Annotated in this window: 11 protein-coding genes and 1 pseudogene; 4 read left to right on the top strand and 8 right to left on the bottom strand. The window is 74.2% G+C overall.

Annotated elements, in window-relative coordinates; all coding sequences use genetic code 11:
* Positions 1–32 precede the first annotated feature (32 nt).
* Positions 33–2,834, bottom strand: coding sequence for a penicillin acylase family protein (locus tag ABZ861_RS08125; protein ID WP_361625583.1), 2,802 nt, complete (start codon positions 2,832–2,834; stop codon positions 33–35).
* A gap of 304 nt (positions 2,835–3,138) precedes the next feature.
* Here ABZ861_RS08125 and ABZ861_RS08120 point away from each other — a divergent pair, with 304 nt between their 5' ends.
* Together ABZ861_RS08120 and ABZ861_RS08115 are read left to right on the top strand one after the other, a co-directional pair.
* Complete coding sequence (locus tag ABZ861_RS08120) at positions 3,139–3,741, top strand: hypothetical protein (protein WP_361625580.1); 603 nt, start codon at positions 3,139–3,141, stop codon at positions 3,739–3,741.
* Between the two features lie 420 nt (positions 3,742–4,161).
* On the top strand, positions 4,162–4,623 hold the full coding sequence (locus tag ABZ861_RS08115) for a MaoC family dehydratase (protein ID WP_361625577.1): 462 nt from the start codon (positions 4,162–4,164) through the stop codon (positions 4,621–4,623).
* A 37-nt stretch (positions 4,624–4,660) separates the two neighbouring features.
* On the opposite strand, the gene ABZ861_RS08110 is transcribed toward ABZ861_RS08115, so the two are convergent.
* From ABZ861_RS08110 to ABZ861_RS08100, 3 genes are all read right to left on the bottom strand, one after another.
* A complete protein-coding gene (locus tag ABZ861_RS08110) occupies positions 4,661–5,302 on the bottom strand; it encodes a TetR/AcrR family transcriptional regulator (RefSeq protein ID WP_361625574.1) in 642 nt (213 codons plus the stop codon).
* 171 nt (positions 5,303–5,473) lie between these two features.
* Positions 5,474–5,761, bottom strand: a complete 288-nt coding sequence (locus tag ABZ861_RS08105) for a YiaA/YiaB family inner membrane protein (RefSeq protein ID WP_361625571.1) — start codon at positions 5,759–5,761, stop codon at positions 5,474–5,476.
* 243 nt (positions 5,762–6,004) lie between these two features.
* Positions 6,005–7,156, bottom strand: a complete 1,152-nt coding sequence (locus tag ABZ861_RS08100; RefSeq protein ID WP_361626208.1) for an acyl-CoA dehydrogenase family protein — start codon at positions 7,154–7,156, stop codon at positions 6,005–6,007.
* 87 nt (positions 7,157–7,243) lie between these two features.
* On the opposite strand from ABZ861_RS08100, the gene ABZ861_RS08095 reads away from it, so the two are divergent.
* Both ABZ861_RS08095 and ABZ861_RS08090 read left to right on the top strand, forming a co-directional pair.
* Positions 7,244–7,894: a TetR/AcrR family transcriptional regulator gene (locus tag ABZ861_RS08095; protein WP_361625568.1), complete on the top strand. Its 651-nt coding sequence runs from the start codon at positions 7,244–7,246 to the stop codon at positions 7,892–7,894.
* Positions 7,895–8,098: 204 nt separating this feature from the next.
* Positions 8,099–8,971 (top strand): annotated as a pseudogene (locus ABZ861_RS08090) (DMT family transporter); the annotation flags it as partial.
* A 341-nt stretch (positions 8,972–9,312) separates the two neighbouring features.
* Here the strand turns inward: ABZ861_RS08090 and ABZ861_RS08085 are convergent.
* From ABZ861_RS08085 to ABZ861_RS08070, 4 genes are all read right to left on the bottom strand, one after another.
* Positions 9,313–10,395 (bottom strand): Zn-dependent alcohol dehydrogenase, encoded by a 1,083-nt coding sequence (locus tag ABZ861_RS08085; protein WP_361625565.1) that lies wholly within the window; start codon positions 10,393–10,395, stop codon positions 9,313–9,315.
* Positions 10,396–10,410: 15 nt separating this feature from the next.
* Positions 10,411–11,799, bottom strand: coding sequence for an aldehyde dehydrogenase family protein (locus ABZ861_RS08080; protein ID WP_361625562.1), 1,389 nt, complete (start codon positions 11,797–11,799; stop codon positions 10,411–10,413).
* A 240-nt stretch (positions 11,800–12,039) separates the two neighbouring features.
* A complete protein-coding gene (locus tag ABZ861_RS08075) occupies positions 12,040–12,690 on the bottom strand; it encodes a class F sortase (RefSeq protein WP_361625559.1) in 651 nt (216 codons plus the stop codon).
* Positions 12,677–13,375, bottom strand: a complete 699-nt coding sequence (locus tag ABZ861_RS08070) for a hypothetical protein (RefSeq protein ID WP_361625556.1) — start codon at positions 13,373–13,375, stop codon at positions 12,677–12,679. The genes ABZ861_RS08075 and ABZ861_RS08070 overlap by 14 nt, the downstream gene beginning before the upstream one ends.
* Positions 13,376–13,569: the final 194 nt, after the last annotated feature.

Here is a 13,569-nt window from a genome sequence, read left to right as displayed (position 1 = left end):
CTTCTGGTGCACGGCGCTGCCGGTGCGCGGTACTACCGGTGCGCGGCGTACTCGACCACCTGCTGGTAGGTGGGCCGGTTCTGCCAGCCGATCCGGCCGTGCTTGATCCCGCCCAGGGGGCGCTGGACGATCGAGTCGGCGCACCACTGGTCGCCCGCCGCGCACTGGTCGTCGCCGGGGTAGACCTGGGCCGGGGTCAGCGCGGCCGCCTGCTTCAGGGCGCCGAGCAGGACGTCACGGCAGGCGGTGAGGCTGCCGCCGCCGCAGTACGGGTGCGCCAGCGGTCCCTTCACCGGCTCGCCGAGCACCGCCCGGACGTCCTTGTCGACATAGCTCCACCAGCCGTACTGGAAGGAGCTGCCGGCGTGCGCGCCGGTGGGGCCGTGCCCGGCCGACGGCGCCTCGTCGATCGGCAGGTCGGCGCCGAAGGCCGCGTACAGGCCGCTGCCGAGGCCCGGTTCGAACTCGGCCTTCACCAGCAGCGGCCACCAGGCGTCCAGGATCCGGACGGCGTCGGCGTCGGCGTACGTCTTGGATCCGGGCGAGGTCTCGGTGCGCCGGGCGCCCGCGGCCAGCCAGGCCCGCAGCGTGGAGACGGCAGCGGCGGCGGACGGATCGTCGACCCGCGCGGTGTCGATCACCTTCAGCAGCTCGGGCAGCACGTCCTCGGCGCGCAGGTCGGTCAGGGCCGCTTCCGCCATCGCCTTGGTCAGCGCGGCGCGGGTCACCCCGCCGGCCGCGACCAGCTTCTTCACCCGGTCGTCCAGCAGGTTCCCGCGGTGCACCGACCCGTCGCCCCAGGGCGCGGCCGTGTAGTCCTGGGCCTGCTTGTTGTTCCAGGAGACGTAGTAGTCCTGGTCGACGGAGTTGGGGTGGGCGGAGGGCGGGGTGTAGTCGGCGGTGTTGGCAGCCGGGTCCCAGTTCCGCCATTCGTAGGCGGGCCGCGCCCACACCGGGAACTCGGCGTCCACGCCGTCCGCCCGCACCGGGTTGTCGCCGCTGTTGTAGTAGGCGGTGTGCCGCGCGTCGGCGTAGAACCAGTTGAAGGTGAAGTTGATGTGCTGCGCGGCCTGCTGGAAGTCCTGCGGGCTCTGGACGAAGCCGGGGTCGTTGAGCATCTGGAAGCCGATGATGGAGTCGGCCTCGTGCAGGTAGGACGAGCGCAGCGTGGTGTAGGCGACCTTCTTGCCGCCGACGGTGGCGCGGTACTGCACGGGGCCGTAGTCGGTGCGCCACACGCGCATCGTGTAGGAACCGGCCGCCGTGCCGTCGGCGACGGTGGGCTTCCAGGCGTTGGACTGCTGCACCTGGTCCATGGCCGTGCAGGCGCCGTGGTACAGGTAGTGGCGGTCGTCCTGGCACAGCTCGACGGCGTAGGCGTCGATGACGTCCTGGCCGGAGGTCGTGGCGCTCCACGAGTAGTCCTGGCCGCGGCCGAGTTCGACGTACATGCTCAGGCCCGCGAAGGAGGCGCCGCGGGCGCTGATGCCGGGGCCCTGGATCTCCTGGAGCATCAGCAACTGCGGGGCGAAGTAGCCGGTCTGCGGGCCGAAGACGGCGACCGGGTCGCCGCTGGCGGTGTGCGCGCCGCTGACGACGAGGGCGTTGGACATGCCCCGGCGCGCCGAGGACAGCGCGGTCTTCGCGGCGGTGGCGGAGGCGCCCCGGGCGGCCTGGCCGGCCGCGCTGCCGGTGCGGTCGTACACCAGCGGCTCCTCGGTCACCGAGCCGGCGTCGGGCAGCGCCTCGCCCTGCGGGCTGGCCGGTTTCACTGCGTACGGGAAGCTGCGGCCGTCGTGCAGGGTGAGGACGGCCTCGGGGTCGTTGCGCTCACGGAAGGACTCCCACACCCGGGTCCCCTCCTCGGTCCCGTAGCGGGCCTGCGCGGCCAGCAGCGACAGCGCGTTGTTCACCTCGCCGCCTCCGCCGGAGCCGAACAGCGAGCCGACGACGGAGGCCAGCGCGACGAGGTCGGTGACCTTGAAGTGCGCGATGGTCCCCGCGTTGGTGACGGCGTCCTTGTGGCCGGTGAGGACGTACTCGCCGGGGAAGTAGCGGCCGGAGTCGGAGGCGTCGATGTAGGAGTTGATCCCGGCGATGTAGGCGGTGACGTCGGCGAGCACTTGCTGCCCGCGGGCGCCGCCCTTCGCCACGGCGCTGTCGATCTGCGTCTGGAGGTCGGCCTCGGTGTAGGGGGCGTTGCGGTAGAACTGCTGTTCCAGGCCCTGGTTGGCGGCCGCGCCGCCCGCGAAGGAGGTCAACTGTCCGCGGCCGACGTGCCGGAAGACGTCCATCAGCCACAGCCGGTCCTCGGCGGCGGCGTAGCCCGCGCCGAACTCGGCGCCGTAGCGGGTGACGCCGGTGATGTGCGGCACGCCGGTCTTCTTGTCCCGGACGATCGTGACGTCACCGCGTCCGGCGGGCCTCTCGGTGGAGGCGACCTGGCCGGCCGGGACGCCGAAGGAGGCGTCGTCGAAGAAGCCGTTGAGGGTGTCGTCGGTGAGCGCGGGGTAGCCGGAGGCCAGGGCGGCGTACGGCCCGAGCTGGTCCTCGGCGTGGCTCGGCTGGGCGCCGAAGCCCTGGTTGAGCAGGATCTGGGCGAGGGTGGCGTTGCCGTTCTCACCGGGCGGCAGGATGTCCGAACACCGGCCGCCGCAGTAGTCGTTCGCGGCCGCATCCGGGGTCCGCGGCGCCGCGTCGGACGCCGCCGCTTGGGAAAAAGGTGACAAAAGACCGGCCAGGAGGACGCATACGGAGGCGGTCTTCAGGAACCCGTTGAAGGTACGGGGAGTTCTCACTTCGTCGAGCGCGTGGTGTGGGGTTCGCCGTAGCACGGCAGCTCCTCCCGACGGGGGTGGGGCGGCACGCTACCGCCGGTATCCCCGAGTTGGAAGATGAACACACGTCACTTTTACGGGAGGGGCTCGCGTCGGACATGACGGTCAACCAGGGCCGGGTGATGGCAGTCATCGGAGAACGGATGGAGCCGGACCGCGGGTCGGCGCGTCTATCCGGCGACGTCCGGACGACGGCTCGGCACGATGCCGACGTGCGAGGACGCGAAAGTGAGAGCGGGAGAGCCGAAGTACAGCCGAAGTGACCGAAGTACAGGTTGAGGTGTGACGGAGGTGCAGGGCGATGGCCGGTTTCCGGAGTCTGGCGAGACAGGCGCGAGACCCTCGGTGCGACCTGGCGCTGCGGCGCTATTCACTGCGCAAGTGCCTTGAGCGCTTCGCTCCTTACGGGCACAGGGCGACCTGGGAGCATCTGTGCTCCCGGGCCGGCTTCGGACCCGAGGACAGGTCCCCTGATCCAGTGCGGCTCGTGGCCGCGCTGGAGGAGCTGGAAGAGGCGCGTTCGGTGTGGCTCGACTACGAGGTCGAGTTCGCCCGGCGCCGCAGGAAGGAGAAGCACGACGGGCTGCGCCGGCCGGGCAGCGTGGACGACTGGCACCGCCGGACCTGGGGCGGGTTCGGGGTCGCCTGGTGCGACGACCCGGGGGTGCACCCGTCCGAGCCGCTGGCCGAGGTGCTGCGCCGGCTGATCGCCGCGCTGGAGCGCGCACCGGGCGCCGTCTGCCCGGTGTGCGACGGGAACCGGCTGGCCTGGAAGTACGGCCTGGACCACGAGCCGTCGACGGGCCCGGTCTGCGCGCACTGCGGCATCCTGGTCCCGCGGCCGGTCCTCACCCCCGAGGCCATGGCCTTCGCCAGGCGGGGGCGGCTGATGATGTCCGCCTGACGACGGCGCCCCGGTGCGCACGGGGCGCCAAGCACGGTCGGGGGGGTGCGCCGCGGGCGCCGCACCCCTCGGCGAACGGGTGCGCGCCGCGAGGCGCGGCGGGGGCGTGAGCCGGGAGCGGTGTCCGGCGCGGCTTGCCGCCGGGTCGGTGCAGGCGGCCCGGTTCGGCGCGCAGGCCCGTGCCGGGGGCTGCGGTCGGCTGGGTCACGACGGCTCGGGCGCCGTGCGCCGCTCCTCCAGCAGACGCGATCCCACCAGGCGCTCGCTGTGGGCGTCTCCTCGGGGATCTGGGGCACTCCCCTACGTCACCGACCGCACGTTATCGGCCGCGTCGCGCCCCGCGTCCGTTGACAGGTGCCGTCGCTCCGACCATGCTAAGCAGTTGCTTAGACATGACGTGCGATGCGGGAGGCCGGGCACATGGCAGAGCCGAGGATCTTCACCTCCGTCGACGAGCTGAAGGCGGCGGTCGGCGAGCGGCTGGGGTACACCGACTGGCTGGAGATCGACCAGAAGCGGATCGACCTGTTCGCCGAGGCGACCGGCGACCACCAGTGGATCCACGTGGACCCCGAGAAGGCCGCCGAGGGCCCCTTCGGGACCACGATCGCCCACGGCTACCTGACCCTGTCGCTGCTCCCGCTGTTCGGGCCGCAGCTCATCGGGGTCGAGGGCGTGCGGATGGGGGTCAACTACGGGACCGAGAAGGTCCGCTTCCCCGCCCCCGTCCCGGTCGGCTCCCGGCTGCGGGCCACCGCCGCGATCACCGGCGTGCAGGACGTGCCGGGCGGCGTGCAGGTCTCCGTCGCCTTCACCGTGGAGCGCGAGGGCGGCGACAAGCCGGTGTGCGTGGCGGAGTCGGTGTCGCGGTACTACCTCTGAGCGCCGCCGGGCCGCCCCCGGCGGCGCGTGCCGCGCGTCAGCGGGCCGCCCGCCTCCGCGCCGCGCCCACCATCCGCAGGACGAGGTCGGCGTAGAGCGCGCCGACCTCGTCGGGGGTCTGGGGGCCGTCGACGTTGAACCAGCGGGCGACGTCGATGCACAGCGAGAGCACCGCGAGGGTGGTCCCGTGCACGTCCGGCACGTCGAACTCGCCGGACGCCACGCCGTCCTCGATGATCCCGCGCACCTCGGCGTCGACCTGGCGGCGCAGCGCGAGGATCTCGGAACGGGCGTCCGGACCGAGGGACTCCAGCTCGTACTGCACGACGCGGGCGGTGGTCCGGCCGCCCGCGTGCCAGCGGACGAAGGAGCTGACGGCGCCGGCCAGCCGCTCGGCGGCGCCGCCCTCCCCGCGGGCCGCCGTGCGCAGGATCTGCACGGCCTTCTCGTGGCCGATCCGGCTGATCCGGTGCAGCAGCTCTTCCTTGGTCTTGTAGTGGATGTAGAGCGCGGCGGGGCTCATGCCGGCGCGGCCCGCGATGTCGCGGGTCGTCGTCGCGTGATAGCCCCGCTCGGCGAACGCCTCCACCGCGGCCACCAGCAGCCGCCGGGCCGCGTCCGGGGTGACCTCGCCCCACGGCTGCGCGTCGCCGCCCGCCGTCTCCTGCGCCGTCGTCATCGCTCGTTCGCCCCTCGTCGGATCAGCTCTCCGGGTCAGTGGGCCTACGATACCGCTCAAGCTGAGCGAGCGCTTAGCATCGCCGGTCGCGACCGCGCCGAGGGGGATCGCCGCAGCACGGGTCCACGGCGTCTCAGGTTCGCGGCTTCACAGCTCTACGGCTTCGCAGCGTCACATCTTCTCAAAGGGGTCGTGCTCGGCGAGCAGCTTCTCCAGCCGGGCCTGGTCGACCCGGCTGACGATCTGCCCCGCCTCCTGCCGGTCGCGGATCACCTTGGACAGCGTGAAGGCGGAGGTGACGAGGTAGAGGACGGCGATGCCGAGGAAGGCCCGCACCCAGGCGTCGGCGTTCAGCCGGAAGACGCCGATCGCGACGGCCGCCAGCGCGACGGCGAAGGAGGCGACGGCTTGGCCGTAGAAGGCGGCCGTGTTCTGCTGCTTGACCTGTGTGTCACTCATGCCGACCAGCGTCGGCCGACGCGGCCGCCGCCGCATCCGCCCGGATACTCAGTCCGCGTACTCAGCCGGGCGCGCGCACGGCGTGCGCCTGCCCGTGCGCGGGCCTGGCGTGCGCTCGGCCGGTGCGCGCAGCCGTCGCGGCCTGCCCCGGAGCGGGGTTCCGGCGCGAGGCGCGGTTCGGGCGCGGGTCCGCCGTGCGCTCGGCTGCCGCGAGCCCCGGTCGCTCAGCGGCCCGGACGTCCGTCAGAAGGCCGAGACGCCCGTCAAGGCGCGGCCGATGACCAGTTTCTGGATCTGGCTGGTGCCCTCGTAGAGGGTCATCACGCGGGCGTCGCGCAGCAGCTTGCCCGCCGGGTACTCGTCGATGTAGCCGTAGCCGCCGAAGACCTGGAGGGCGTTGTTGGCGGCGCGCACGGCGGCCTCCGAGGCGAACAGCTTGGCCTTGGAAGACTCCACCGCGAAGGGCTGCCCGCGGTCGATCAGGTCGGCCACCCGCCAAGTGAGCAGGCGGGCGGCGTCCACGTCGACGGCGATGTCGCTGATCAGCTCCTGGACGAGTTGGTGGTGGGCGATGCTCCTGCCGAACTGCTCGCGCTCGCCCGCGTGCCGCACCGCGGCGTCCAGCGCGGCCTGGGCTATGCCGACGCAGCCGGCCGCCACCGACATGCGGCCCTTGGCCAGCGCCGACATGGCGACCGAGAAGCCCTTGCCCTCCGGGCCCAGCAGGGCGGAGGCCGGCACCCGCACGTCCTGTAGGACCAGTTCGGCGGTGGCCTGGCCGCGCAGGCCGAGCTTGCCGTGGATGGTGCGGCGGGTGAGGCCGGGGGCGTCGGCGGGGACCAGGAAGGCGGAGACGCCCTGGTGGCCGGGGGCGTCGGTGGAGCGGGCGAAGAGCAGGACGACGTCGGCCCAGGTGCCGTTGGTGATGAACATCTTGGCGCCGTTGATCACGTAGTCGTCGCCGTCGCGCACCGCGCGGGTGGCGAGGTTGCCCGCGTCCGAGCCGGTGCCGGGCTCGGTCAGGCCGAAGCAGCCGACGTACGCGCCGGAGGTCAGGCCCGGCAGCCAGCGCCGCTTCTGCTCCTCGTCCCCCCAGGCGGCGATCGACTTGGCGACCAGTCCGAGCGAGACGGACACGATGCCCCGCACGGAGGAGTCGCCGCGGCCAAGCTCCTCGGTGACCAGGCAGTAGGCGAGGTGGTCGCCGCCGGAGCCGCCGTACTCCTCGTCCACGGTGAGGCCGAGGAAGCCGACCTCGCCGAGCTTCTCGACGATGCCCCGGTCCACCTCCTCGGCCCGGTCCCAGGCCGTGGCGTGCGGGGCGATCTCCCGCTCGACGAAGTCCCGCGCGAGCCGCCGGACCGCGTTCTGCTCCTCGCTCAGCTCCAGGTTCACCACGACCACCCCACGCACACGGTTCTTGGAACACGTACCTTTAAATTACCACTGCTAGTTTTAGCTCGCAGCCCTACTATGTGCGCCATGGCCCGACCACGCAAGCCCCTCCTGAGCACCGGCCGGATCGTCGCGACGGCCCGCGACCTGGTGGACGCCGAAGGTCTGGCGGCCGTCTCCACCCGCCGCCTCGCCGCCGAACTCGGGGTGAGCGGGCCCTCGCTCTACAACCACTTCCGCACCAAGGACGAGATCCTGGAGGCGGTCGCGGACTCGGTGAGCGGTCAAGTCGACCTGTCGATGTTCGAGGACGGCCGCGACTGGCGGGCCGCGCTGCACGCCTGGGCGGTCTCCTACCGGACCGCGCTGCGCGACCACCCGAACATCGTGCCCGTCCTCGCCCGCGGCCCCGGCCGCCGCCCGGCCGCGCTGCGGCTGGCCGACGCCGTCTACGGCGCGATGGTCGACGCGGGCTGGCCGCCGGCGCAGGCCACCTCCATCGGCGCGCTGATCCGGTTCTTCGTCATGGGGTCGGCGCTGGGCTCCTTCGCCGGGGGCTTCGTGGGGGACGCCGACGCCTACGACCCGGCCGACTACCCGCACCTCGGCCAGGCGCATCTGCTGGCCGACCGGCAGGAGAAGATCGACGAGCGGGCCTTCGAGACCGGACTGGCCGCACTGCTGGACGGGCTGGCCCAGCAGTACGAACGGGACGTACGGAGCGCGCCCGGCGCCTAGAGGACGTCCGTGCGGGCGCGGGGTGTGCGGGGCGGGGTGCCGAGTGTGCGGGGCGGGGTGCGGAGGACGGAGGACGTTTCGGTGAGCCCTCCCGGGCTCGCTCTTCCGGGGCGCCGTCTGACGTGCGGAACTCCGTCTGACGTCCGGGACCCCGTCGGAAATTCGCCAGCGCCGCCCCGCCCCGTCCCTCTAGCCTCCGATGACATGACAACCCTTTCTCCCTCCCGGCTGGCGGCCGGCGCGGCCACGGTCACCGTGGTGCTGTGGGCGTCCGCCTTCGTCTCCATCCGCAGCGCGGGCGCCGCGTACTCGCCCGGCGCGCTGGCGCTCGGCCGGCTGCTGGCCGGAGCGGTGACGCTGGGCGCGATCTGCCTCATACGGCGCGAGGGGCGGCCGCCGCGCGAGGCATGGCGCGGGATCGCGCTGTCCGGCGTGCTGTGGTTCGGCTGCTACATGGTCGTCCTCAACTGGGGCGAGCAGCAGGTGGACGCCGGGACCGCCGCCCTGGTCGTGAACACGGGCCCGCTGCTCATCGCCCTGCTCGGGGCGCGGCTGCTCGGGGACCCGATGCCGCCGCGCCTGCTGGCGGGCATGGCGGTGTCGTTCGCGGGCGCGGTGGCCGTGGGGCTGTCGATGTCCGGCGGGGGCGGCGCCTCGGTGCTCGGCGTGGCGCTGTGCCTGCTCGCCGCGGCGGCCTACGCCTCCGGGGTGGTCACGCAGAAGCCCGCGCTGGCACGGGCCAGCGCGCTTCAGGCGACGACGTTCGGGTGCGCGATCGGGGCGGCGGCCTGCCTGCCGTTCGCCGGTCAGTTGGTCCACGAGGCCGCCCGCGCGCCGCTGTCGGCCACGCTCAACATGGTCTATCTCGGGGTGTTCCCGACCGCTCTCGCGTTCACCACCTGGGCGTACGCCCTGGCCCGGACGACCGCCAGCCGGATGGGCGCGACGACCTACGCCGTGCCCGCCCTGGTGGTGCTGATGTCGTGGCTGGCGCTCGGCGAGGCGCCTGGGCCGCTGACGCTCGGCGGCGGGGTGCTGTGCCTGGCGGGTGTGGCGGTGTCCCGGTCCCGCCCGCGGCGGCGGACGGCCGACAGCCCGGCGGCCGTCGCGTCGCGGCCCGAACGGCCGGAGGGGGCGTCTACGCCCGAACCGGCGTCCACGGCCGAACCGGCGTCTGCGACCGAATCGGTGTCGGGCGCCGAACCGGTGTCGGCGGCCGAACCCGTGTCTGCCGCCGAACCGGCCCCGTCGCCAGAACCCGTGTCTGCGGCCGAACCGGCGCCGTCGCCCGAACCGGCCACGTCCCAACCGGCGTCCACGTCCGGACCGACCCCCGCGGCCGAACCGGCCTCCGCGTCCGGACCCGAGTCAGCGCCTTCGCCTCGGCCCTGAGCCGGCCTCTTCGCGCGAACCGTCGGTCAGAAGACGACCAGGGCCCGGCCGCCCTTGCCGGCCTTCATGTTCTCGAAGGCGGCCGGGATGCCGTCCAGGGCGATCCGCTCGGTGACCAGCGCGCCGAGGTCGAGGCGCCCGGCGCGGACGTGCGCGGCGAGCACCGGCAGGTCGGCGGCCGGATCCGAGTTGCCGTAGACGCAGCCGGAGAGGGTGCGGCCCCAGTGGAACAGCTCCAGGGCGTTGAAGACGACCTGCTGGTCCTTGCCGCCGATGCCGACGACCGTGGTGCGGCCGCCGCGCCGGGTGGACTCCCAGGCGGCGCGGATGCTGACCGCGCGGCCCACGCACTCCACGGCGGCGTCCACGCCCTGCTTGCCGGTGAGGGCGCGGATCTCGCGGGGCGTGTCCGCGGAGGCGAGGACGTAGTCGGTGGCGCCCGCGGTCCGGGCCAGTTCCTCCTTCGCCGGGGAGACGTCTACGGCGACGACGCGGGAGGCGCCCGCGATCCGGGCCGCCTGGAGTGCGGCCAGACCGACCCCGCCGACGCCGAACACGGCGACCGTCTCGCCGGGCCGCACCCGGGCCGAGTGGTGGACGGCGCCGTAGCCGGTGAGGACGGCGCAGCCGAGGAGGGCGGCGTCGGCGAGCGGGACGCCGTCCGGCAGGGGCAGCGCGCAGGAGGCGGCGACCACCGTCTCCTCCGCGAACGCGGCGACGTTGAGCCCGGGATGCAGGTCGGCGCCGTCGGCGGTGCGGGCGTGCACGGCGGCGGCGCCGTTGAGGGCGTTGGCGCAGAGCCAGACCTCGCCGAGCGAGCAGGCGTGGCAGGCGCCGCAGGACGGGGCCCAGTTGAGGACGACGGGGGCGCCGGGCGCGAGGTGGGCGACGCCCTCGCCGACGGCGACGACCGTGCCCGCGCCCTCGTGGCCGAGGACGGCGGGGACCGGCACCCGCAGGGTGCCGTCGGTCAGCGACAGGTCCGAGTGGCACACCCCGGCGGCGGCGAGGCGGACCCGCACCTGTCCGGGGCCGGGCTCGGGCAGCTCGATGCCGGTGATCTCCAAGGGGGCGCCGACGGCGGGCAGGACGGCGGCTCGTACGGCCATGGCTCGCTGACTCCTCTAGAACTGGAGGGACTTGGTCTGGAGGTATTCGGCCAGTCCGTGGCTGCCGAGTTCCCGGCCGACCCCGGACTGCTTGTAGCCGCCGAAGGGCGCGAGGGGGTTGAACCGGCCGCCGTTGACGTCGACTTGGCCGGTGTCCATGCGGCGGGCGAAGGCGACCGCCTCGGCCTCGTCGCCCGCCCAGACGGCGCCGGCCAGGCCGTAGACGGTGCCGTTGGCGATGCGCAGGGCGTCGTCCTCGTCGTCGTAGCTCAGGATCGTCAGGACCGGGCCGAAGATCTCCTCCTGGGCGACGGTCATGTCGGGGGTGACGTCGGCGAAGACGGTCGGGCTGACGAAGTAGCCGCGCTCGCGCGGGGCTTCGGGGCCGCCGGCGACCAGGCGCGCGCCTTCGGCGACGCCCTTCTCGATGTAGCCGCGCACGCGCTCGCGCTGGTGTGCGCTGACGACGGGGCCGATGCGGTCGGCGTACTTGGCGGCGGCGGCCGCGGCCAGCTCGACCGCCTCGGCGCACTGGTCGCGGTGGACCAGCATGCGGGTCCAGGCGCTGCACGTCTGACCGGAGTTGGACATGACGTTGGCGACGCCGACGTGGACCGCGCGGGCCAGGTCGGCGCTGGGCAGGATGACGTTGGCGGACTTGCCGCCCAGTTCCAGGGCGACCTTCTTGACGGCGGCCCCCGCGAGGGCGCCGATCCGCTTCCCGACGGCGGTGGAGCCGGTGAAGGAGACCAGGTCGACGTCCGGGTGCTCGGCGAGGGCCTGCCCGGCGACCGGGCCGAGGCCGGTGACCACGTTGACGACGCCGGCCGGGATCCCGGCCTCGTGCACCGCCTCGGCGAACAGCCGGGCGGTGAGCGGGGTGTTCTCGGCGGGCTTGAGGACCAGGGTGCAGCCGGCCGCGAGCGCCGGGGCGGCCTTGGCCACGATCTGGTGCAGCGGGTAGTTCCACGGGGTGATCGCGCCGACCACGCCCACCGGCTCGTGGTACACGGTCGAGTTGCCGACCTTCTCCTCGAAGGCGTACGTCGCCGCCAGCTCGGCGTAGGAGCCGGCGACGGCGATCGGCATGGCCGTCTGGACGGCTTGGGCGAACTGCGGCGGCGAGCCCAGCTCGGCCGTGACGGTCTCGGCGATCTCGTCCTCACGGGCCGCCAGCGCGTCGCGCAGGGCGGCCAGGCGAGCCGCGCGCTCGGCGGGCGGGGCGGCGGCCCAGCCCGGCAGGGCGGCGCGGGCGGCGCGCACCGCCGCGTCGACGTCCTCGGGGCCGCCCGCGGGGACGGTGGCGATGACCTGTTCGTCGGCCGGGTTCACCACCTCGATGACGTCCGGTCCCGCGGCGGGGCGCCAGGCGCCGTCGATGTACATGCCGTCGTGTGCCTTCATGGTGCTCCTCCGGGGCGGGGCGCTCCGCGACCGCGCGGCCGGGTCGCCGTCCCGCCGGCGTCGTCCGCGTCACAACTACCGACAGCCACACAAACTAGCGCCGATAGTTTTCGCGCGCCAGGGAGGCGCGGCCGGGGCGGGGGCCGGACGACGCCGGGGAGGCCCCCGCCGGGGCGGAGATCCAGACGGCCGGGTCCGGGGGCCGGACGGCCGGTCGTGCCGCCCCGGGCCGCGCCCGGCTCACCGCGTCGCCGACAGATGGGCGAAGACCACGACGTTGCCGGAGTATCCGGTGCGGCGGGTGTAGAGGCCGCCGCAGGTGATGACGTGCAGTTCGGGGCGGCGGGAGGGGCCGTAGACCTCCCGGTCGGGGAAGCGTGACTTGTCGAAGACCCGCACCCTGTCCACGGTGTAGACGGCGGTCCGGCCGTCCGCGCGGCGCGCCTCGATGTGGCGGCCCGGGGCGAGTTGCGCGAGCGCGGCGAAGACGGCGGCGCCCGTCCTGGTGTCGCGGTGCCCGACGGCGACGGCGGCGCCCGGCTCCCCCGGCGTGGGCCCAGCGGCGTACCAGCCGACGAGCCGCGGCTGGTCGACCGGCGGGGTCCGCAGTCGCCGGTCCGCGTCGAGGCCGACCCCGGTGACGGGGGCGTCGACGCCGAGCGAGGGGATGCGCAGGGAGACCGCCGGGGAGCGGGGCAGCGGCGCGGGCGGGGGGCCGTCGCCGCCCGCCCGGTCGGGCTGCGCGGCGGCGCGGTCCGGTCCGCCGGGCCCGTGGTCTCCCCCGCACCGGACCCCGACCGTGACCAGGACGGCGGCGAGCACCGCCGTCCTGGCGAGGCGGTAGGCGCGGGTCCGGCGCGGGGGCCTGCGTCCGCGCCTACGCGGCGCCATGGGAGCGCCGGCGGATCATCCGGAGATACATGACCGCGCTGACCATGACGAGCGCCACGGCCCCGGCGCCGGCGACCGCGGAGAATGCCTGTGCCGCGTCGGCGAGACCGCCGCCGCCCGCGTATACGCCGCCCAACGGGCCGCCCTGCGCGCGGTGCGCGCCCGGACCGCCGCCCTGGCCCCGGCCCGGGTCCTGCGCCTTGCCGTTCGGACCCTGTGCCTTGCCGTTCGGACCCTGAGCGCCGTTCTGCCGCCCGGCGTCACGGCAGTCGACGCGGAAGATCTTCTCCCTGGGCGGCCCGGCGACGGCCAGCACCAGCTTGTACTGACCGTCGGCCAGGCTCAGTTGGCCGGTGTGCCCGGTGCCGGCGGCCAGCGGGACGGCGCCCTTGACGGCGGCGCCGGCGGGCGGCGAGGGCATGGCCTGGACGCGGTAGCCGATCGTCCGCAGGGCGCCGAAGCCGGTGGCGTCCAGGTAGAAGCGGCAGACCATGGGGTCGTCCTGCGCGGCGCCGTAGGACACGCCCACCCGGTGGATCTTGATGTCGCCGGCTTCCCCCTGGGCCATGGCGGCCGGCGCGGCCAGCCACGTGGCGCCCACCGCCGTCACCGCCGCCGACGCCGTGAGAGCCGCGGCGGCCCACGATCGGGCGCCGGTACTGCCGGGGAGTGTCAGGGTGGGCATATGTGCTCCTCTACGTCAGATGATTTTCACATAAACCGCTCTCTCCTCTGACTCTTTTCCACATCCCCCGCCACTGGGCCGTCTCCTCTCCCCGACGCGCCGTCAGCACTCCCCCGTCCGGCGCAACCGCGGACCGCCGGGCCGCACCCCGGCGGCAGCGGCCCCCGACCGCCGGGGCCGGGCGGGGGGGGAGC

The sequence above is a fragment of the Streptomyces sp. NPDC046985 genome, from assembly GCF_040644415.1.
Taxonomy (GTDB): Bacteria; Actinomycetota; Actinomycetes; order Streptomycetales; family Streptomycetaceae; genus Streptomyces.
This window is presented reverse-complemented; position numbering and strand designations above follow the sequence as displayed.